The following is a 19,744-nucleotide window of genomic DNA, read 5'->3' on the forward strand; positions in this document are numbered from 1 at the left end:
GCAAAGCCGTAGCCGCCGATTTAAAGACGATCTATAAAGCGGCGACGCGCGACGAAGGCGAGTTGGAGTTAGAAAAATTCGCTGAGAAATGGGGAGAAAAATATCCGCCGATTGTGCAGTTGTGGCGCAAGAACTGGGAACGAGTGGCGGTTTTTTATGCTTACCCGGAAGAAATTCGTCGAGTAATTTATACGACCAATGCGATTGAAAGTGTGAATATGAGTTTGCGAAAAATTATTAAAAATCGTGGTTCATTTCCTACAGATGAAGCGGCGTTGAAATTGATATACTTAGCGTTGCAGAATATCAGCGAGCGCTGGACGATGCCGGTAAAGGATTGGCGAGCGGCGTTGAATCGGTTTGCCATTGAGTTTGCTGACCGGTTGCCAGAATTTTAACTCGACCGTTTACACAAAATTATGCACACGCCCGGAAGCCTTGAGAAAAATAATAACCACATCATCTATCGCAATGCTGTTAGCGTTATGTTCCGCTTTTGCTGGTGAAGTTGTAACCGGGCAAAAGGTTCCGGTTATGGACGTGAGGGGACAAACCATCAAATCTGTGTTTGATGGCATAAAGCCTAAACGTCAAGCGCGCAGCGCGAACAAAAGGAACGACCGGGGTTTTTTGAAGAAAATTTCTTTCCCTGAAATTTTCTCGCTGGAATCGCTACCTAAAAACGCTATTCTAAAGAAACTTTCTTCCGCTGGATATTTTGAGTGTACGGGATGTTATCAATGTTGGTCAGAACTCGTTGCACCCTACCCCGGCACTGGATGTGCTTGTTGCGAAGATGATTGTGGATGGCATGGAGGTGTACCTTCGCCGTCAGATGATTATATGAGTGGCATTACTGGATGTAACGGACCTAATTGTTCTTGTGGATATTGGCTTGAAGAGTGTATCTGCGACCGGTGGCGATAGTAGAAATGTAAATTGCAAGTTTGGCATCTACAACAGAAAATTGAAAAAGTCTAATTTTATTAAAAGTGTAGGCACTCATCAAAAGGAGGAATTATGGAATATCCAATAAAAACTTTGCTAATTTTTACATCGTTTTTTTTGTTCTATACTTCGGGGATAGCAAGTGCCCAAGATTTGTCATCAGTAAAAAATTTGCAGTTGAAGCCAAAATACAGGATGGCGCAGATCATTAGATATAATGCAGACCATTTTGTGATGGTTGTAATGAATAATCCTTCCGTTGGAGAGAATCAATCGGTTGTTGTTATCAATAAAGATGGGCAACAGGTATTTTTTTGCTCCCCTCAAAAAGATATACCGGAAGCTTCATCTGTTTCTGTTCATGATGCAGCGGTCAATAAAAATGGGATGGTTAGCGTCATTGTTGTGGCTGTCAGCACGACTGTGCAACCAGTGAGCGTCCTGATGGTTTATGATCTAAATTCCGGCAAATTACAAAGGCTCGTCCAACTCGCTCCGATCTCAGCTAAGAGTGTCGCTGTTGATGAAAATAATAATACCTGGATAATGGGTGCGGATTTGGTAAAGAAAAATAGCCGTAGGGTAGATTACGACCTGATCTATAAATTTTCATCCGAAGGTAAATTGCTCGCAAGTTATGTTGCTCGAAGCTTATTTGCGAATAATGGATTTGGTCCTCAAGATAATGAGCCTTTTAACAGACGAAAAAATAGTATAGATTATCCTCTGCTTTTTGCTAATCAGGCGGGAAAAGTTTTTGCTTGGTTCGCCGGGCAACGCACTCTGGTTGAACTTAATGGTGAGGGAGAAATTTTAAGTAAAGCTCAAATTAGTGAGGAAAACCTTAAAGGACGATTTGTAACTTCGGTAGCAATACAACCGAACGGTCAAGTCCTGGCACTCCTTCCCACAGGAATAACTCGTCTTGTGTCAGGAAGTAATTTATGGAAGCCAATAGCATATGAGCAAAGTTCCGAAGTGACCCAAATGCTGAAAGTGAATCCCACTAATAGCATTTTTGTAATCGGAGCAGATAGCTCTTCAATTATTGTGCGCGACAGTAACAACAGAATTTTCTGGTTGCCTGTCACCAATCAATAAGCAATTAGATTAATCCCCAAATCATTACTTGGTTTATGCATTTCATCGCTGACCCATCGAAAGAAGTATCTCTGAAACGATGGGCGGTGGCGGGGGTATTGAGCATATTGTTGCTTTGCCTGTGGCGTGACTTCTCACTCCTCACAAAGTATCCGGTCGCTGTAGGTATTGATGGTTATTATTACGTTCTTCAGGTTGACACATTACGGACAAAGGGACACTTCTGGTTTCCGATTAAAACCCCTCTGATAATTTATCTGATAACATCATTGAGTTACTTGGCACCCAATTCGATTATTGCGATAAAAATTTCAAGTCTTTTGTTTCACAGTTTGATTAGTTTGGGAGTTTTTGCTTTAGTAACATCGATTACTCGCCAATATTGGGCGGGTTTAATTGGTTTTATTTTAACTGCTATTCCAACCTCGCGGTTATTTTTGATTGGAGAGTTCATCAGTAACTCTGGGGGCTTAGCCTTCTTTATTTGGTCAGTGTGGTTTGCCATTAAAACAAGGCAAAATAAAAAAGTCGTCTACGCCATTCCTTCGATTGTTTGTTTTCTCGCTGCGGTTTTCAGCCATCGTTCTATTTTACTGCTCGCAATATTTTTTGTTATTTCAACTTTGCCTGTGTATTTGCTTATGGCACAAGACCGAGGCTTGATTTATAAATGGGGTGCTTTAGGATTTGCGGTTGTCATTCTCATCGCTCCGGCATTAATTATGATTCAACCTTTTATACCTGTGCCAGAGTGGCTTAGAAGTGAGTTTGCAACTGTCCCACATTGGTCTATAACCCGCGTTGCTTTAGCTGATAGATTAATACTGCTTGTCGCATCTCTCGGTATCTTCTCGGTTCTATTTTTGAGACGCAATGAACAGCCTAATCAACCAATGATTTTTTTGGGCTCCATTGCTTTATTTAGCTTATTGGTAACGCTCAATCCGTTTTTGAGCGATGGCGACGGATTGAGAGGAATTGCGGGGCGATTATGTAGCTTAGCATACCTCCAAGTGGCATTATTGGTGCCAGGGTTAATTTGGTTAAGTATGCAGAAAGAGCCAAGGAAAGCGATTTATGTCATCGCTACCATTGTGCCGTTACTTACTTTGAGTGCGAAAGCTCCAATACCCAGAGGAATTGGTGATGATTATTTGCAGGCTCGTCTTACTTTAATTCAAAAATTACCGCTATCACGCGCTGCTCTGGTTGACAATAGTTTTATCGTAGCCTCGCATGGCAATCAGTTTGTGGTCACTTCAACAATAGGAATTCCTTCACAACAATCAATGCCGGTGGATAATCATTATCAGCGGATTTATTGGTTAATTGACGGTGTTGAAAAAAAACTTATCACGCCTGCCAATCTTGTTTTGATGAATGACACAAATAACCGAAGTAGTATATTGATAGAAGACAGTGAACTGCGACAACAATTCGCTAGGCTTGATCCGAAAGACAGGCATAACCTTTTACTGAATAATACTCATCTTTCCCGAAGTAATATTTTCTTGCCTTAATCGACACTGCTTGACAACCCCAGCGAGCAGGCGCGATGCTTTAGGCTCGCAAGTTTACCTTGAGGTTAGCAATGCAATTAGCTCGCGTGGTTGGAACCGTGGTTGCCACCGTCAAAAATGAAGCCCTTGAAGGGCGTAAACTGTTGGTCATTCAACCGCTCAACGGCGAGTTGCAGGAATATGGCAAACGCCTGGTTGCTATTGATTCAATCGGCGCGGGGGTTGGCGAAGTCGTCTTCTGGTGTCGCGGCAAAGAGGCATCATTTCCTTTCGACCCGATGCCTGTGCCGACCGATTGCACGATTGTCGGAATTGTCGATTCGGTTTACACCAATAAGAGTCCGTAGTTCGTAGCATTACGATAATGCCCGCGACTACTGACTACTGACTACCGACTACTGACTACTATGCTATTAGCCAAAGTCATTGGCAACGTGGTTGCCACACAGAAAAACGACCGCTACGAAGGCAGTCGCATTATGGTTGTTCAACCGGTCAATCCTGATGGAACGGCGGCGGGCGAAGAGATGCTGGCGCTTGATTCTGTCGATGCGGGAATTGGCGACACGGTGGTGATTGTGCGCGAAGGTTGGTCGGCATCGACTGCGGCTACCGGAAAATTGGGCGCGGCAATCGATACGGCAATCATTGGCGTGGTGGATACCATTGAAGAGACTGCTTAACTACCAAACATCAACTACGGAACAAACGAAATAGAAACGGAAAACGCGAATCGCAATTCATCAAGCAAGGAGTCGTGTCGATTTAATGGATTGTAGGTTGAAAACTCAATTGACTTCGTGACAGCTTCCGTTGGCTCGGTTTTTCTGCCGTCTGTTCCGCAGGTTTATTCGGTAACTTGTATCGCCTTGAATCGCAACAATGAATTAATCGTTCGCGCGACTTTGTTGACGATTGAAGAACCCTCTCTACCGGCGCTTTGAAAAGCCGCGCTGCAAGTCTTCTCACCCGAACGAAACCGAATGGTGATGATGTAATCATAGAGAATCTGCTCGGTCATTTTATGTTTTTCCAACGCATCATCATCCAGTAGCAGCTTTCGCCAGAGGGCGACGCGCTTTTCGACTTTAACTTTTTGAATGTTGTTGATGATGTGGGCTTCGATGATGGATTCGGCATCGATTTGCACGCGCCGGCTGCCCGGCATGGACTCTTTGACTTCGATGCCATCAAGGCTTACGGTGAAACTGACCGGCAAAGGGCTGTCGAGGCGTTCAAGCCCGCCAAGATAATGCAATTCAAAGCGGCTATCGGCAAAATGTTTTGGTTGCTGATGATCGGCAATCGGCACGCCGCACCACATACATTGCATCGCGGTCAGCGGATTGGGACGATGACATTCAAGGCATTTAATCGTTCTGGAATTGATACCGTTATTCGGGAGCATTCTGTTTTCCTCACCAGGTTTGTCCGTTCAATGTTAATCATTACAACTCGCTGCTGATTTAAGCAAATGGAGAATTCAACAATGATTCCCGATATTTTCCTTGTTAAGCCGGGGTGAAACTCATATAGTGAAAGAAATTTTTGCCACTTTCGGAGGAACGTATGAGCGAGAAGCCAAGAACAGATAAACGGCTTTTGCATAAAACCTATGCGGCGATTTTATTAATACACCCTGCTCTTTACCTCATCATCTCACTTTACAGAGGTAAAGGTTTTTCCGGTGGTATCCAATACTATTTCGATCACGGGGTTTCCAGCACTTTTTTCATTATTATGTTTTATGGGTTTGTTATGGCCGGAACCGAATTGCAAGGTTTGCGCGAATCACCCGAACCGCAAACGCCGCTTAGCAGACTGAAAGCCATCTGGGTTTGGGTGACGGTAGCTATTGCCTCCTTCGTATTGTCGTGCGTCTTTCATCTGGTAAAAGAACCTACGCTGCTTGATGCAGCAATTGAAATTTCTCTCTTTACCCTAATTTTTTTTCCGATAACGGTTGCCTTGCTCATGCTGGAACTTTGGAGCGGGCACTCAGTTCTTGAAAAAACGCTAACCGCTTTACATTTCACTCATCGAAAAGGATAAATGCGAATCGCAACTATTCAACAGTTCTGGTTGTGGTTGAGTTTAACGCTTGCGGCAATTTTACTGACTCGCTTCGCCATTGATTTCACAAATGAAATGCCGCTGCTGTTGGCGATTCCTTTTGATGGGTTGGTTCTCGCAACACTTGCGATTGCGTTTTGGAACATCATTCGATTTAACTCATCTCAGCCGCTATCATCGGTCAATTCACTCACCGGTAATTTTCTACTGGCGGCAATTCCGCTGGGATTCTGGGCATCGTCGCTCGATTGTTCGGGCTTGTCACTGTCGGGCTGCACACCGTTTTGCACATTTATCAAAATCGGCTGGATACCGTTGATGGCTGCTGTGGTAATCGCCAGCCATTTCTTTAAAAATGAGTGGCTGTTGTTCGGTGTAGGACTGCTGTCCTGGTTGACGCTGGTGCCGCATTGTTTATGTTTCAATCCCGGCAATGGTTGGTGGATTGACAGAATCGGCGCAAGTCCGATGTGTTACATCTGGGGCTTCGTCGTAACCCTGATTTCTCTCAGCGCCTTAAAATCCAAAGCGCCAATCTGGCTGTCTCTGCTTATCAATTCGGCAATTTTACTGGGCGCATTTGGCTTTTTTATCGCCCATCACTATTTTCACTTTCCGTGGTAAAGCAAAGGTTGAAACGCGGTCAAAGACCGCTTGCTCAACCGATGAGAAATAGAAACAATTGCCAATGACTCGAAACAACCTAGGCTTCGTTCAATATCGCCTGCAATTCAGCGTCGCTGAATTGATATTTTTCATTGCAATAATGGCAAATCACCTCTGCGCCGTTATCTTTGGCAAGCATATCGGCAACTTCGTCCTTGCCGAGCGCCGAAACCATCACCTCGACGCGCTGGCGCGAACACTGGCATTTGAATGACGGGGCGCGTTCATCTAAAACTGTAATCTCCAAATCGCCCAACACTCTTTGCAACATTTCAAGCGCCGAGAGACCTTCGCTCACCATCACCGTCGGATTGGGAACCGTCGGCAAATGATGTTCGAGGTAGCCGATAATCTCTTCGCTGGTATCGGGCATCATTTGAATGATGAACCCGCCCGATGCCGCTACCCGCAAATCTTCCAGCGCGAATTCAGGTGATGTGGCAACCCTTGCATCCATCGGGTTGGCGATTTTCATCAATACCCCAAGCCCGACCGCTGAATTAATCTGTTCGGATTTTCCCAGATAATAGGCAAAATCATCGCCGATTTCGCCCGACACAATCGGCACAGAGCCGCGATAGGGTTCCAAACTCAAACCAATTTCAAAGCCCAAATCGCGTTGCACATACATCGTTCCATTGCCAACCACGGCGCGAACGTCGAATTTGCCGAGCGCATTCATCGCCGTAATATCAGCACTCGGATTGGTAACGTAACCGCGCACCTTTCCATGCGCATCGGCTTGCGCAACGATGTCCCCGATGGGTCCGTCGCAATCAAATTTTACGGTGATTTTTTCAAGGTCTTTAAAAGATGAACCGAGTAGCAAGGTGCCCGTGAGTGTGCGACCAAGCGCCACCGAAGCCGTCGGATAGGTTTGGTGGCGACGACAGGCTTCGCCAACCAGATTTGTCGTGATGGCTGCAAGACAACGCAGTTGATTATCTGCGGCTGTGGCGCGCATCAACCGGTCACTTTGAGCCGGGCGTCCGGTGTCTGATGTCTGAAGATTTGCGTCGGGAGTCTGGAGTCGAGCGTCTGGAGTCTTATTCATGCTGATAGTTTAATGGTTGCGCGTATTTGAGCAAAAGTTTGTGTTGTGAATTGCCAATGAACATACAGAGTGAAGCGGTTGTTGACTCCAGACTCCAGACGCTCGACTCTAGACTTTTTATGTAGCGCATTTTCGCGATTGTTCGGTGAGCAGCCCAATGGCGTGCGGAAGGGTGCTGCGGATGGCGGTGAAGTTTTCGACCGCGCCGCGAAGGCTTCCGGGCAAATTGACAATCAAAGTTGTGCCGCGAATGCCGCATACGGCGCGTGAGAGTGGCGCAAGCGGCGTGGAATCGAGGCTGCGAAGGCGCATCAGTTCGGCAAGCCCCGGCGCTTCTTTGTCAATCACTTCGCGGGTTGCTTCGGGGGTATTGTCGCGCGGGGCAAAGCCGGTTCCGCCGGTGGTGAAGACGAGATTGACATCTTCGCGGTCGGCATAGGCTTTGAGCTTTGCGGCAATCAATTCGCGGTCATCGGAAATAATTTCGGTTGCGACAATGCGCGCGCCGAGTTTTTCAAGCTCATTGACCACCGCAGGTCCCGACGTATCTTCGCGTTCGCCGCGTGATGCTTTATCGCTGATGGTCAACACCACCGCAACGATTTCAACTTTCGACATAGTTCATCTCCTGAAAAATAAATGTAGCGAAAGCCTCGAACTTGCGCTACACCATTGAGGATTTTATTCAAGTGAATTTTATCGGGCGGTTAAATTGCGGTTGGAGGCTGCAAAGGCAGCACTGCCAGTGGCGTATAGATTGCCCCGCGCGGGTCGAGGTCGCTTCGCATGACGATGATTTCAGTAACCGTGAATCGGTCAGAGGCTTTGCCTCTGCGAATGAGTTCTTCGGCAAGCTGGCGGGCATTGCGCCGGTTGCGAATGCGCCCGATGGTCAGATGGGGATTGAAATTTTTACTTTCACGCGCAATGCCGATAGTCGAAAGCTCGTCTTCGATGGCTTGCTGCAACGCTATCAAGGCATCCGGTAAATCGTTCAAGCCGATCCATAAGACGTTGGGATTTTGCGGTGAAGGGAAGACGCCCGCGCCGCTCGCTTCGAGTTGAAACGGGCTACAGGAGCCGGTTACGTGGCGCGCGGCTTCAATGACTTGGGGAATTTTTTCGGTCGGCATATCGCCAAGGAATTTAATCGTCAGGTGAATGTTTGCCGGTTTTACCCAACTCACCTGCGCGTCAATGCGGCGCAACTCGTTCTGCAAATTCTCGATTTGCGTTTTGAGCGAAGGCGGGATGTCTATGCAGATGAAGGCGCGAATGGAGGGTGTCGAGGTTGGCATCGCTTAAAACTCGTCTTTAAGGTCAGGGTTCATAAAATAGGCTTGTGCGTCAACCCGCGCTTCGCCGGTCATCGGACGTACACGTTCATACTTGCCATCCACCAACAACCGTCGGGCTTTGACATTATCTTTCAAACAGATATCCAGGATTCGTTTTAACTGTTTTTGTAAATTCGCGTCTTCAATCGGAGTGATGACCTCAACCCGCCGGTCAAGATTTCTGAGCATCCAGTCGGCGCTGCCGAGATAAAAATCTCCTGCTCCGCCATTGGCAAAATAATAGATGCGGCTGTGTTCTAAAAATCTCCCCACAATGCTGTGAACCTCTATGGTGCTGGAAAGCCCGGGCACACCCGGTCTGAGCATACAAACGCCGCGCACGATTAAATCAATCGGCACCCCGGCTTGTGAGGCTTCATAGAGTGAACGAATGATTTTGGTATCCGTCAGACTGTTGATTTTAGCGATGATATGCGCCGGAAGCCCGGCTTTGTGATGTTCGATTTCGCGTTCAATCAAGGCAGTCATCTTTTCGCGCAGGTTCACCGGCGCGACCAGTAATTTTCGATACTCCGTTTGTCTTGAAAAGCCTGTGAGAAAATTGAACAGGTCGGTCACATCTGCGCCGATTAACGGATTGGTGGTAAACAATCCCAAATCGGTATAGATTTTCGCCGTCGCCGGATTGTAATTGCCTGTGCCGATGTGAATATAACGAATCAGGGAACCGGATTCGCGACGAACCACTAAGGCAACTTTACAATGGGTCTTGAGTCCCAGAACGCCATAGACGACGTGAACCCCTGAGCGTTCGAGTCTGCGCGCCCATTCGATATTATTTTCTTCATCGAAACGGGCTTTGAGTTCGACGAGCACGGCAACCTGTTTGCCGCCTTCGCTGGCTTCCATGAGCGCCTGCACGATAGGCGAGCGTGTACCCGTGCGATAAAGGGTCATTTTTATTGCCAGCACATCAGGGTCGGCGGCAGCCTGCCTGATGAAATCCACCACACTTGAAAACGATTGATACGGATGATGAACCAACACATCCTGACGACGGATGACATCGAACATCGATTCGCCGGTTTTGAATTCCGGGGCAATCGGCGCAATGTAGGGGCGGTCTTTCAACGTTGACCTGCCCAAATCATAAAGCGCCATCAAATCCGGCACATTCAATGGCCCGTCAATGGTGTAGACATCATCGGCAGTGAGTCCTATCGAACTTGCCAGGTAACGCACCATTTCACCGGGCATGGTTGATGACACTTCAAGACGCACGCCGTGACCGAAACGGCGTTTGCGCAGTTCGCGTTCCATAGTCTGCAATAGGTCGCCGGCTTCGTCTTCACGGATTTCAATATCAGCGTCGCGGGTGACTCTGAAAGTAAAGCACTCGCCGACCGTAACCCCCGGAAACAGCGCATCGGTATTGGCGGCAATGAGTTCTTCGAGCAGGATAAACTCGGTTCCCGATTCACCCACAGGAATCAACCTGGGCACGATGGGCGGCACTTTGACGCGAATGAAACTCGGTGTTGTAGAAAGCCGGGTCGAAGAATTGTCCTGCGACTGGTCAACCATCATGCCGATGTTGAGGCTGAGGTTTGAAATGTACGGAAAGCGATGACTGGGATCGACGGCTTGCGGCGTCAGCACCGGAAAGACATTTTCAAGGAAATAATCTTTTAAATCGCGTTTCTGTTTTTCGGAAAGCGCGCGATAGGGCGTGATGATTAAGCCTTCGGCGGCAAGCGCCGGAAGAATTTCCGAAGTCAAACAGCGCATCTGGTCTTGCACCATCGGGCGCAAACGTTGGGTGACGCCTTTGAGTTGCGCGGCGGGCATCATGCCGTCGGGCGAAAGTTCGGTGACTTTCGATTCAATCTGTTGTTTGAGACCCGACACCCGAATCATGAAAAATTCGTCGAGGTTGGTAGAAAAAATCGACAGGAATTTGAGGCGTTCAAGCAGGGGTTGCGAACGGTCAAGGGCTTCTTCGAGGACGCGATAATTGAATTCGAGCCAGTTGAGTTCGCGGTTCAGCAGCAGTTGGTTGTTGAGAAAAAGGGTTTTCGGCAACGCGACATTTTCCACCATACTGATGTTTTCTTCTCGATTCGATTGTACATTCGCTTCAGCCATAACCGTTCACCTCAATGCTTCGATTTCAACTCTCGCGAAAATGGTAATGAAATTGGGAGAAGAGGGAAGCCGGATTTAACCCCGGCTTCCTTAATTTTTTTTAAACAAATATTTTTTCCGCCGCTTCAACACCCGATTCGCAATTGTAACCTTCGGCAATGAGGGTTTGATGCAAAGCGTCCAGCAACCGTAAAACATTGGCTTTCTGAGAGCTTTCGCCCATCAACCCGATGCGCCAGATTTTGCCTTTCAGGTGTCCGAGTCCACCGGCGATTTCGATATTGTGGTCGTTCAGTAATCGCATGCGGCAACGGTTGCCATCCAGTCCTTCGGGGACGCTTACGGCATTGACCACGATGGCGCGATTTTCCGGCGCGGTCAATAGTTTTAGCCCCATCGCATCAAGCCCTGCGACCAGCGCCTGATGCGCTTTGAGGTGTCGCGCAAAGCGGGCTTCGAGACCCTCTTCGCAAATTAAACGCAAGGCTTCGTGCAGCGCATAATTCATGGAAATCGGCGCTGTATGATGATAGGTGCGCTCTTTGCCCCAATACTGTTCAACCATTGCTATATCGAAATACCAGCTTTGCACTTTGGTTTGGCGACCGCGCAAACGTTGAACCGCGCGTTCCGAAAAGGTAATCGGCGCAAGCCCCGGAGGCGCTCCGATGCATTTTTGCGAACCCGAATAACAAATATCAATTTGATGTTTATCAACATCGACTGCCTGACCCGAAAGCGAAGCCACCGCATCAACGATGAGCAAGGCGTCATAGCGATGCGCGAGTTCGGCAAGCCCTTCGAGATTTTGCGCCACCCCGGTTGAGGTTTCAACATGAACCAGTGCCAGCACACGCGGCTTGCAGGATTTCATCGCCGCTTCGATTTGCTTTAAATCAATCTGATTGCCCCATTCGGCGCGCACCACAACGGGGTTCGCCGGTGTGCGTTCAACGATGGCGAGCATGCGTTCACCAAACACCCCCATCGGGCAAACCACGACATCGTCGCCCGGTTCAATGGCATTGAAAATCGCCGCTTCCATTCCGGCGCTGCCCGTGCCCGATACCGGAAGGGTTAAGCGATTATCGGTTTCAAAAACATATTTCAACATCTCTTTGATTTCATCCATGCATTGCAGGAATCTGGGGTCGAGATGTCCAAGCACGGTTTTGGTCATCGCCTGTAGTACGCTTGGCGGAACCGGCGTCGGACCGGGAGAAAAAAGTAGTCGATTGGGAACTTCAAAGGGTGGAAAAATCTTTAGTTCTTTTTTAGTTGGTTCGGAAACAATAGCTGTCATTTAATAATATCCTTTCGATGATTGCCTTTCGGGGAAATGACGCGATTCGTCTTTAATTAGTTCATGTATTACACCAACAGGTTGGCAAATAATCAAATCCTTTGCGCCCTGAATGGTGGCTGTAACAATGCCAATGACTTCGCCTCTCAGATTAAACACCGGGCATCCGCTGTTGCCGTGATAGGCGTGTAAATCCAATTGAATTTTGTTATCGCCGACGCGGCTGACAACGCCGGTTGCCAGTGAGGTTTCAATCCGCTCATCCGTGGTCTGTACCAGCAAACTGATGCCGAGCGGATAGCCGATTGCCGCGACCTCATCGCCTTGATTGACCTGACTGAGATTGGGTTCCAATCCAAAAACCACTGTCATATCGGGCGGGGGCGTAATGCGTAGTATAGCAATATCGGTATCTTTCTCAACCGACAGATAAGCGAGACTCGCGGGAATGGCTTCATCGCGCTTACGACCTTGCAGTAAAACGGAAAGTCGTTTGAGCCGTCCGCTGATACCGGCAGGATTTTCTTCGTACTCCCACGGGTGAACCAGATGACGATTGGTGACAATCAAGCCGTTCGGGGTGATGATAAATCCCGAACCGGTGCGCGATTCAATCATGGTGACGTTGCCTTGCGGGTCTACCAGTTCAAATTCGGTTTGCACGAAGACCACCGCATCACTGTTGCGCTTGGCGATTGCCGCAAAGTTCAAGCGGTCGCTTTCAGGCGAAGAAAATCTCTGCGATAACCGGATGCCTAAAAATGCGCCGAGCAGTAGTGACATCATGATGGCGGTGGTCAGGCGAACATTGTTTTTGCGTTGTTTGATGAATCGCTTGAAAACATTAGTGATTTCATCGCGTCGGGTCAGCGGTTTTTCGGCAATCGTGGTTTTGGCTTTCGGCAAATTGTCGAGAGGCTTCGTCGGTTTATCGTGAAAGTTGTCCGGGGATTCAAAGCTGAAGCGAATCAACGGTCCCCCGGCTCCGAATTCGATTAAATCATCTTTGCCGAGTTCGCTGATGATAATGCGGCGACCATTGAGCATGGTGCCGTTGGTCGAACCTAAATCGCGTATGAGATAGCCGTCGCCGTGACGAGTGATTTGCGCGTGGTGCGAAGAAACGCGCCGTTCCGTATCTCCAAAGGACAGCCGATTGTTGCTTGCGCGACCTATGGTGATGAGTTCATCTGAAAAGGTTGCGCATTGCCCTCTGCGCGAACCAGTCAGATGGGTAACAGTAGCGATCATTCGGAAAAGCGTTTCCTTAACAATTAAAAAATATCCGAAATAATCTAAAACAACCGGTCGCGCGCGGACAAGAAAAATAAACGAAACTCAAAAATCTAGAGTCTGGCGTCTGAAGTCCGGTGTCTGAAACGGGAAAGTATGAACGCTGAACGATGAAGGATGAACAGTGTCGCTATCTGTAATGTTCAGCGTTCATCATTCATACTTCATCGTTATCCAGATGACGCCAGACTCGCGACGCCTGACGCTTATTGAGATGGATGAGGAATTCGCGGTTGCCTTCTGCGCCTAAAATCGGCGAATCAATCAACTCAACCGGGTTTAAATTGATGCTGGTGGCAAACTCGACAATCTCTTTGATGACGCGACGATGTTTCGCGGGGTCGCTTACGATGCCGCCTTTGCCAACTTCGCCTTTGCCGACTTCAAATTGCGGTTTGATTAAAGCAATACAATCGCCCGCTGCTTTCAGATTTCGTTCAACTGCCGGAAGGATTTTGGTGAGCGAGATAAATGACACATCAATGACTGCAAGGTCAAACAGGATTGAAAAATGCTTCGCTTCGAGATAACGCGCATTCAAGCCTTCAACCAGGGTCACACGCGAATCCTGTCGCAACTTCCAGGCAAATTGATTATGCCCGGTATCGATTGCATAGACCTGGGCTGCGCCGTGTTGCAACAGGCAATCGGTAAATCCACCGGTCGATGCGCCAACATCCAGACAAATTTTATTTTTTACATCAAGATGAAAAGCGTGAAGCGCGGCTTCCAATTTCAAACCGCCGCGACTCACATAACGCGGGATTTCGCCTTTGATGCGGATTTCACAATTGGTCGCAACCGTTTGTCCGGGCTTGTCGATGCGCTGGTTGTTGACCAGCACCTGCCCCGCAAGAATCAACGCCTGTGCCTGTGTGCGGCTTTCAACCAAGCCACGCTCGAATAACAGTTTGTCTATGCGTTCTTTGGGCATGGCTTATGGTTTACAATGATAAACCCATCACGACTGTTGATTGCTCAGGCTCTCAGGCGAAACTGATGTAACCTGCGAAATCATCAGGCGAACAGCTTAGAATCGCAGTTCAAGCCACTGACGTCCGTACCGCTCACTGCCTTGAATCGGCAGTGAACGGGATTCATTTCCCGCATACATATCTGCGCACAACCAGAACCGCTGAGATTTTAACCGGCTCAACTCAATCTGAAACTCTTTACTCTGGTCGCGAAGAAATTTTCGTGGTTCAAAGCTATCTACGCGAACGACGTTCGCTGCCCAGCCTTGATTATTCCACCAGACCCAATCCTGCCATTTGCCAAATTCCGCTTCGCGTTCGCCAAGCTTTGCCGATGCATGTAAATTCAAAACGCTCTGGTTGTCGCGATTATCCAGATACAAATCCACGCCGAGTACGCCGGTTGTCGTATCAAGCGCGATATAGAGATATTTCACATCGCGTTTTACATAGATTACTGCGAAATCAGAGGCAACGACGCGACGTGCATCCGCCCATTCTCCCGCGCTGATTTTGCCATCAACCAGAACATGCGTTCCTCGCGGGATTTTGACCGGTTCCGGTTTATTGGCATTGGTTAAACGAGCGTTGCTTTGCGCTAATATCTGAACCCCGAGCAGGGTTATCCAAATCAAGATTCCTGTTTGTTTGATTCCTTTTATCATAGCTGTGAGTATCCATTAAGGTTTTCGACCGATGGCAAACAGACTCGCAGATGAACGCACATACATCACACCTTCTGAGAGTGCAGGGGTTGCCATCAATAGTTCGCCCATCGAATTGGTAGCAAGATGAGTGAAGGTTTTACCGGCTTTGATGACCAGGATTTCACCATCTTCGTTTGCAAGATAAATCTTGCCGTCTGCTGCCACCGGTGACGCGCTGAATCCACTGCCGACCAGCGGCAGGCGTTGACGATAAATTTCCTCGCCGGTTTTCAGGTCGTAAGCGTCAAGCACGCCGTTGTTGGCGAGCACATAAAGAATGTCATTATAAATCAAAGGTGTCGGCATATAGGAACCGCGACCCGTGCGACTCCACAGAATCGATTCGTTGCTGGTTTTATTTTCCTGCAAAGTCAAATCGCCGCGAGCGCCGGATTTCACTACAAAGATTGGGCGTTCAGGGGCGCGACCACTGACCACCACGAATTTATCATCGGCAAATACGGGTGTCGGCGCGGTGATTTTTGAACTGCCGCCGAGTCGCCACAATTCTTTGCCGGTTTGCGGGTCATAACCGCGAATGAAATTTGAAGCATTGGTGACGAGTTCCGCGCCTTTGGAGGTTAAGGCAACCGTCGGCGTCCCCCACGAAGGGATTTCGTTGCGTTCGGTCTTCCAGACGGTTTTACCTGTCGCGGCATCAAGCGCCAATAAAAATGAATCTGTCTGGGTGTCGCATTGCAGAATCACCAGATTGTTCCAGATGATTGGTGAACTCGCGGGTCCCCATTCGTAGGTCGGAATATCATATGCGCCAAGGTCTATTCGCCCGATGTCAACTTTCCAGAGCATTCGCCCATTGACGTCATAAGCAAAAACTCCTTGCGAGCCGAACCACGCCACGACGATGCGCCCGTCGGTTGCGGGCGTCGAATTGGCATAGGTCGATTTGATGTGGCGTTTTTCAATCGGCACCCCTTGATAGGCGATGCGTTCCCAGAGAATTTTGCCGGTGCGTTTGTCAAGCGCGTAGAGCATCCATTTATGACGCGAATTATCTTTTGACGCATCGCCATCGCCATAGAGTCCCGGTCGAAAGGTCGCGTTCGGATCGCTGCTGACGGCGCTGGTCACAAACAATTTATCGCCCCAGACCACAGGGCTTGAATGGGCAAGTCCGGGAATTTTGCTATGCCACAAAACATTTTCGCCGCTCTTGCCATCCCAGCGATCCGGCAGGTTTTGTCCGTCGGCAATGCCGGATGCCTGCATCCCGCGAAATGATGGCCAGATGCCTTTCGGTGTGGAAGTCACCACCGGCGCAGAAAATTTTGCCCCGGCAGTACGGAGGATGCGACGTGAGGGAAGGGATTTTTGTTCGCTTGCCGGCGCCCAGTTGCTGCGGTCTAAAATCATGCGTCTTGGTGTGCAGGCATCCGAGATTAAATCAAAGGTGAGATGTTTGCCACTCACGCGAAAACGATAACGCCCTGCGCCGTTGCATTCTTTCGGCGCGTTGGTGAGCAATAACTCAACTTCATCGCCGGTGATTTTATAGTTGCCCATCATCGTCGGCCAGCGGTCGCCTTCCAGTTTGAAGGTATTATCGGGATTGAACTGTACGGAAAAAACGCCGAATTTCATTGGTGAATTGGGTAATTGAACGGTTGCTTGAAAATTTGCGCTCGCCGGTTTAAAAAAACTCGCGCCGACCATGCCACTCACCGCCAGCACAATGATGACCAAGCCTTTGACAATCAATTTTTTCATTTCATTCCTCCGCTCACCTGAACTTAAAAACTGAGTGTGTTGTTTAAGGATACTGCTATATTCGAGGTCTCTTGCTCAAGTCAGAATCGTCAGGTAGATGAGCGAATAGCTATTCATTTGCCCATCAGACTCCATCAGGTTTGTTCAATGATTGACTATTTCCCCAAGGCTTTATTAATTCGCGTCGCGTCCGGCAGTTTGCCGTTGGGCAAGGTAAAAACATGTATGTGATTGCGATTTTCCCGCAAGGCTTCAACGCTGCCTGCGCTTTCAAGGCTGGCAATCAGATTCATTAAAAAAGTCTGTTCAGTTGCATCCATCCAGCCATCATAAATATCAAATGCCAGCCCCGTGGTGTGCGGCGCAATTTCTCTTGTGGTGGCGTTGGGATTGACTTCGCGCAATCGCTGTTGATATTCGACGGTGCGGATCAAAGAAGTAATCGGCAAGTGCCTGCCGAACTTTTCTTTGTAGGCTGCGGCGATTTGTAAAATCGTGGCGCGGGCTTCGGGGCGAATGAAACTGAGGAGTTTCATTTTAAATTCGCGACGACCCGGAGCAACTTCCAAATCATAAGCCCGTCCCCGGAATTTTGCTGCAATGCTCGAAAGCCAGGCGTACCGCGCAAATAACATTTCGCGGCGAATCGCATCATCATAAAACGAAATCAGCAAATCGCGCCGCTCATTCAATTCGGTTAAGACCTTGTCGATTTCAGAAATTTGTTTGGAGAGATTATTTCTTAAAGCCGGGTCTGAGGTGAGCGAAAACTGGGTTTGTAAATCCAAAACTTTTACCTGCAAATCTTCAATCTGTTTTTCAAGTTCGGCTTTGCCTTTCAACCATTCAGTTTGATTGGCAAACAGCCGGATATTTTTTTCTGAAACGCGGTCATAATAGGCGAAAAAATCGATGTCGGCTGCGTCACCTACGCCATAAAGCAGATAATTTTCGCCGAGCGATTCCATTTCAACGAGTGCGCCTTTTTCGATAAGGTCAAGTAATTCGAGATAACCTTGCGGGCGTTCAAAATTGCGCTCGCTCCACGCCGCCTGTTGAATCGCCAGGAATCGCCTGCGGTCGCTGTAATGTTGCAACTGACCTGGGACAACCACCTGCGCTTTGCGACCTGTGGGTTCGCCGCGCGCTTCTTCAACTTTGCTGATAGCTTCTTTCAATGGGTCGGGTTGTGTGACCGGAGGTTTTGCGGGCGGTTCGTTTTTTCGACAACTTGCAGCCGCACAAATCAGACAACCGAAAAAAAATATGAGAACGGCTCTCGTCGGTTGTCGGAATTTGCGTGCAAGGTCAATCATATCATTGAAAAAAAGGTCAGCTAATTTGTAAACTCAGAAGTTAGATTTAACGTATCAAAAACAAAAGTTCAATAACGGGATTGATGATTGAATAAAAACCGGAGGCAATATGACATTCTGTCCGAAATGTGGCACACAGGCATTAACCACCGATCAGAAATACTGCAAGCTGTGCGGCACCAATCTGGAAGCCGTCAATGAAGTTTTAGAAAAAGGCGCAAACAGAAAAGACGGCACCAAAACGCTTCCCGAAATTGCCGGAGATTTCGTCAGTACCATCGTTGATACGGTTAAAGAGAGCGTCGGCGAAGTCAACATCAATAAAACTCCGCGAGCGGCGCGCAAGTCGGCAGAATGGGCAATCCATAAAGAAAATTGGGAATTGCAAAAAAAAGCCAGTATAGAAAAATGGCAAGCCATTCACGAAGCCCGCGAAAAACGCCGCGCCGCGCGTCGCGCCGAACGCGCCCAGCCACAGATGCCCAAACCTAAAGAGTGGCTCACCTATTCGCGACAACACAATTTAAAACATGGCTTGATGGGACTGCTGGGCGGTTCAGGCTTGGGGCTGTTTTTGTATTATGCAAGTAAAACGGCTTTGGAGAGCGGACTGGTTCAACAAATCGAAGAAGCCGCGCAGCAGCATCCGGTTGTCGGATTGGAATTCGGCTTGCGCGTTGTCTGGCTGATTGCCGCGATTCCGGTTTTGAAAGGCTTTGGGCAAATTCTTTACGCGGCATTTTTTGCCGAATCAATCAAGACGCTTGCCGAGCGTTTCGCGCCTCCCGTGCAAGCGCCAACCACTGAGAAAACGTTTTCAAGAAATACTGCGCCGCAAAACACTTCACCGATTTTTGAAAGTTTACCTGAAGTGCCACCGAGCATTACCGAAGGCACTACCAAATTTTTTGACGATGCGGAAAAGGAATCTGACGAATCTCCCAACTTCATGAATCGCGCCGCTTCCGAACGCGGATAAACCTTCATTCCGTCATAAACAATCTGCCGGGTTGAGTCAGCGGTCTCAGACCGCTGATGTTTTTTATTGACGCTCTTTGTCGAAGAGTTGCGTGGTGCCTTCGGTAATGCTCGGCGTATTGACGATTTCGGAAGTGTTCAATGGCTTATGAAAATTGTCTATGCGATGGGCTTCCGGTTGTGGCAAAGCCGACGGTGGAACCGGGCGCACAGGGTGCATTGGCGACATCGGTTGCCTGCGTTGAGGTGGTAACGGTTGCGGCGTCGAGTCTTTGAATATCAGTGAATAAATCAAGGTCGCAAATCCGGCTAAAAACATGGTGAATGGAATAATCAACGGAGCGGGATGATCAGCGGCGATAGCCCCTGCGAGAAAGATTGGCGAAATCACCGCGCTGATTAACATTAAAATCACGCCGATTTTTGTGCCGCGCGGTTTCGGCTTTTTTTCTGCAAAGGGTAAATTCTGCGGCGTCACATTCGGCACCATCGGCAACATTCCATCAGTAGCGAGCAATTGCGAAGTGCCTTCGAGTTGAAACCCGCAACCTGAACAGAAGCGCATGTTGATTGCTTGTTCACGACCGCATTTCGGACAAAACATGGTTGACCTCGTTTATCGAATATCCCTTGCTCAGAG

20 protein-coding genes are annotated in these 19,744 nt (G+C 48.4%); 8 read left to right on the forward strand and 12 right to left on the reverse strand.

Features of this window, described 5'->3' with window-relative positions; genetic code table 11:
* The 5 genes from AB1757_24580 to AB1757_24600 all read left to right on the forward strand — a co-directional run.
* The coding region (locus AB1757_24580; GenBank protein MEW6130234.1) for a transposase at positions 1-398 on the forward strand (398 nt) is incomplete at its 5' end.
* A 622-nt stretch (positions 399-1,020) separates the two neighbouring features.
* The gene (locus AB1757_24585; GenBank protein MEW6130235.1) at positions 1,021-2,049 is read left to right on the forward strand and encodes a hypothetical protein; all 1,029 of its coding nucleotides are present in this window, start codon (positions 1,021-1,023) and stop codon (positions 2,047-2,049) included.
* A 35-nt stretch (positions 2,050-2,084) separates the two neighbouring features.
* On the forward strand, positions 2,085-3,569 hold the full coding sequence (locus AB1757_24590; GenBank protein MEW6130236.1) for a hypothetical protein: 1,485 nt from the start codon (positions 2,085-2,087) through the stop codon (positions 3,567-3,569).
* A gap of 71 nt (positions 3,570-3,640) precedes the next feature.
* Positions 3,641-3,916 carry a EutN/CcmL family microcompartment protein gene (locus tag AB1757_24595; protein ID MEW6130237.1) on the forward strand — a complete coding sequence of 92 codons (276 nt, stop codon included), beginning with the start codon at positions 3,641-3,643 and terminating at the stop codon, positions 3,914-3,916.
* Positions 3,917-3,976: 60 nt separating this feature from the next.
* The gene (locus AB1757_24600; GenBank protein ID MEW6130238.1) at positions 3,977-4,252 is read left to right on the forward strand and encodes a EutN/CcmL family microcompartment protein; all 276 of its coding nucleotides are present in this window, start codon (positions 3,977-3,979) and stop codon (positions 4,250-4,252) included.
* Between the two features lie 164 nt (positions 4,253-4,416).
* Here the strand turns inward: AB1757_24600 and AB1757_24605 are convergent, their stop codons facing one another.
* Positions 4,417-4,977 carry a hypothetical protein gene (locus tag AB1757_24605; protein MEW6130239.1) on the reverse strand — a complete coding sequence of 187 codons (561 nt, stop codon included), beginning with the start codon at positions 4,975-4,977 and terminating at the stop codon, positions 4,417-4,419.
* Between the two features lie 161 nt (positions 4,978-5,138).
* On the opposite strand from AB1757_24605, the gene AB1757_24610 reads away from it, so the two are divergent.
* Together AB1757_24610 and AB1757_24615 are read left to right on the forward strand one after the other, a co-directional pair.
* A complete protein-coding gene (locus tag AB1757_24610) occupies positions 5,139-5,621 on the forward strand; it encodes a hypothetical protein (GenBank protein MEW6130240.1) in 483 nt (160 codons plus the stop codon).
* Positions 5,622-6,266 (forward strand): hypothetical protein, encoded by a 645-nt coding sequence (locus AB1757_24615; GenBank protein MEW6130241.1) that lies wholly within the window; start codon positions 5,622-5,624, stop codon positions 6,264-6,266. It begins immediately after the preceding gene.
* 79 nt (positions 6,267-6,345) lie between these two features.
* Here the strand turns inward: AB1757_24615 and hslO are convergent, their stop codons facing one another.
* From hslO to AB1757_24665, 10 genes are all read right to left on the reverse strand, one after another.
* Positions 6,346-7,362 carry an Hsp33 family molecular chaperone HslO gene (gene hslO / locus AB1757_24620; protein MEW6130242.1) on the reverse strand — a complete coding sequence of 339 codons (1,017 nt, stop codon included), beginning with the start codon at positions 7,360-7,362 and terminating at the stop codon, positions 6,346-6,348.
* Positions 7,363-7,479: 117 nt separating this feature from the next.
* A complete protein-coding gene (locus tag AB1757_24625; protein MEW6130243.1) occupies positions 7,480-7,980 on the reverse strand; it encodes a MogA/MoaB family molybdenum cofactor biosynthesis protein in 501 nt (166 codons plus the stop codon).
* 89 nt (positions 7,981-8,069) lie between these two features.
* Positions 8,070-8,660, reverse strand: coding sequence for an RNA 2',3'-cyclic phosphodiesterase (thpR, locus tag AB1757_24630; GenBank protein ID MEW6130244.1), 591 nt, complete (start codon positions 8,658-8,660; stop codon positions 8,070-8,072).
* A gap of 3 nt (positions 8,661-8,663) precedes the next feature.
* The gene (gene ppk1 / locus AB1757_24635; protein MEW6130245.1) at positions 8,664-10,805 is read right to left on the reverse strand and encodes a polyphosphate kinase 1; all 2,142 of its coding nucleotides are present in this window, start codon (positions 10,803-10,805) and stop codon (positions 8,664-8,666) included.
* 100 nt (positions 10,806-10,905) lie between these two features.
* Complete coding sequence (locus tag AB1757_24640; protein MEW6130246.1) at positions 10,906-12,108, reverse strand: alanine--glyoxylate aminotransferase family protein; 1,203 nt, start codon at positions 12,106-12,108, stop codon at positions 10,906-10,908.
* Positions 12,109-13,359, reverse strand: a complete 1,251-nt coding sequence (locus AB1757_24645) for a trypsin-like peptidase domain-containing protein (GenBank protein ID MEW6130247.1) — start codon at positions 13,357-13,359, stop codon at positions 12,109-12,111.
* A 199-nt stretch (positions 13,360-13,558) separates the two neighbouring features.
* A complete protein-coding gene (locus AB1757_24650) occupies positions 13,559-14,335 on the reverse strand; it encodes a TlyA family RNA methyltransferase (protein MEW6130248.1) in 777 nt (258 codons plus the stop codon).
* A 96-nt stretch (positions 14,336-14,431) separates the two neighbouring features.
* Positions 14,432-15,040, reverse strand: coding sequence for a hypothetical protein (locus AB1757_24655; GenBank protein ID MEW6130249.1), 609 nt, complete (start codon positions 15,038-15,040; stop codon positions 14,432-14,434).
* Between the two features lie 15 nt (positions 15,041-15,055).
* Complete coding sequence (locus tag AB1757_24660) at positions 15,056-16,810, reverse strand: PQQ-binding-like beta-propeller repeat protein (GenBank protein ID MEW6130250.1); 1,755 nt, start codon at positions 16,808-16,810, stop codon at positions 15,056-15,058.
* Positions 16,811-16,965: 155 nt separating this feature from the next.
* The gene (locus AB1757_24665) at positions 16,966-18,126 is read right to left on the reverse strand and encodes a DUF5715 family protein (protein ID MEW6130251.1); all 1,161 of its coding nucleotides are present in this window, start codon (positions 18,124-18,126) and stop codon (positions 16,966-16,968) included.
* Positions 18,127-18,235: 109 nt separating this feature from the next.
* Between AB1757_24665 and AB1757_24670 the strand changes: the two genes are divergently transcribed.
* A complete protein-coding gene (locus tag AB1757_24670; GenBank protein MEW6130252.1) occupies positions 18,236-19,105 on the forward strand; it encodes a hypothetical protein in 870 nt (289 codons plus the stop codon).
* Positions 19,106-19,168: 63 nt separating this feature from the next.
* Here the strand turns inward: AB1757_24670 and AB1757_24675 are convergent, their stop codons facing one another.
* Positions 19,169-19,708, reverse strand: a complete 540-nt coding sequence (locus tag AB1757_24675; protein MEW6130253.1) for a zinc ribbon domain-containing protein — start codon at positions 19,706-19,708, stop codon at positions 19,169-19,171.
* Between the last annotated feature and the right edge of the window lie 36 nt (positions 19,709-19,744).

It is taken from the genome of Acidobacteriota bacterium (assembly GCA_040754075.1).
Classification (GTDB): Bacteria; Acidobacteriota; Blastocatellia; order UBA7656; family UBA7656; genus JBFMDH01.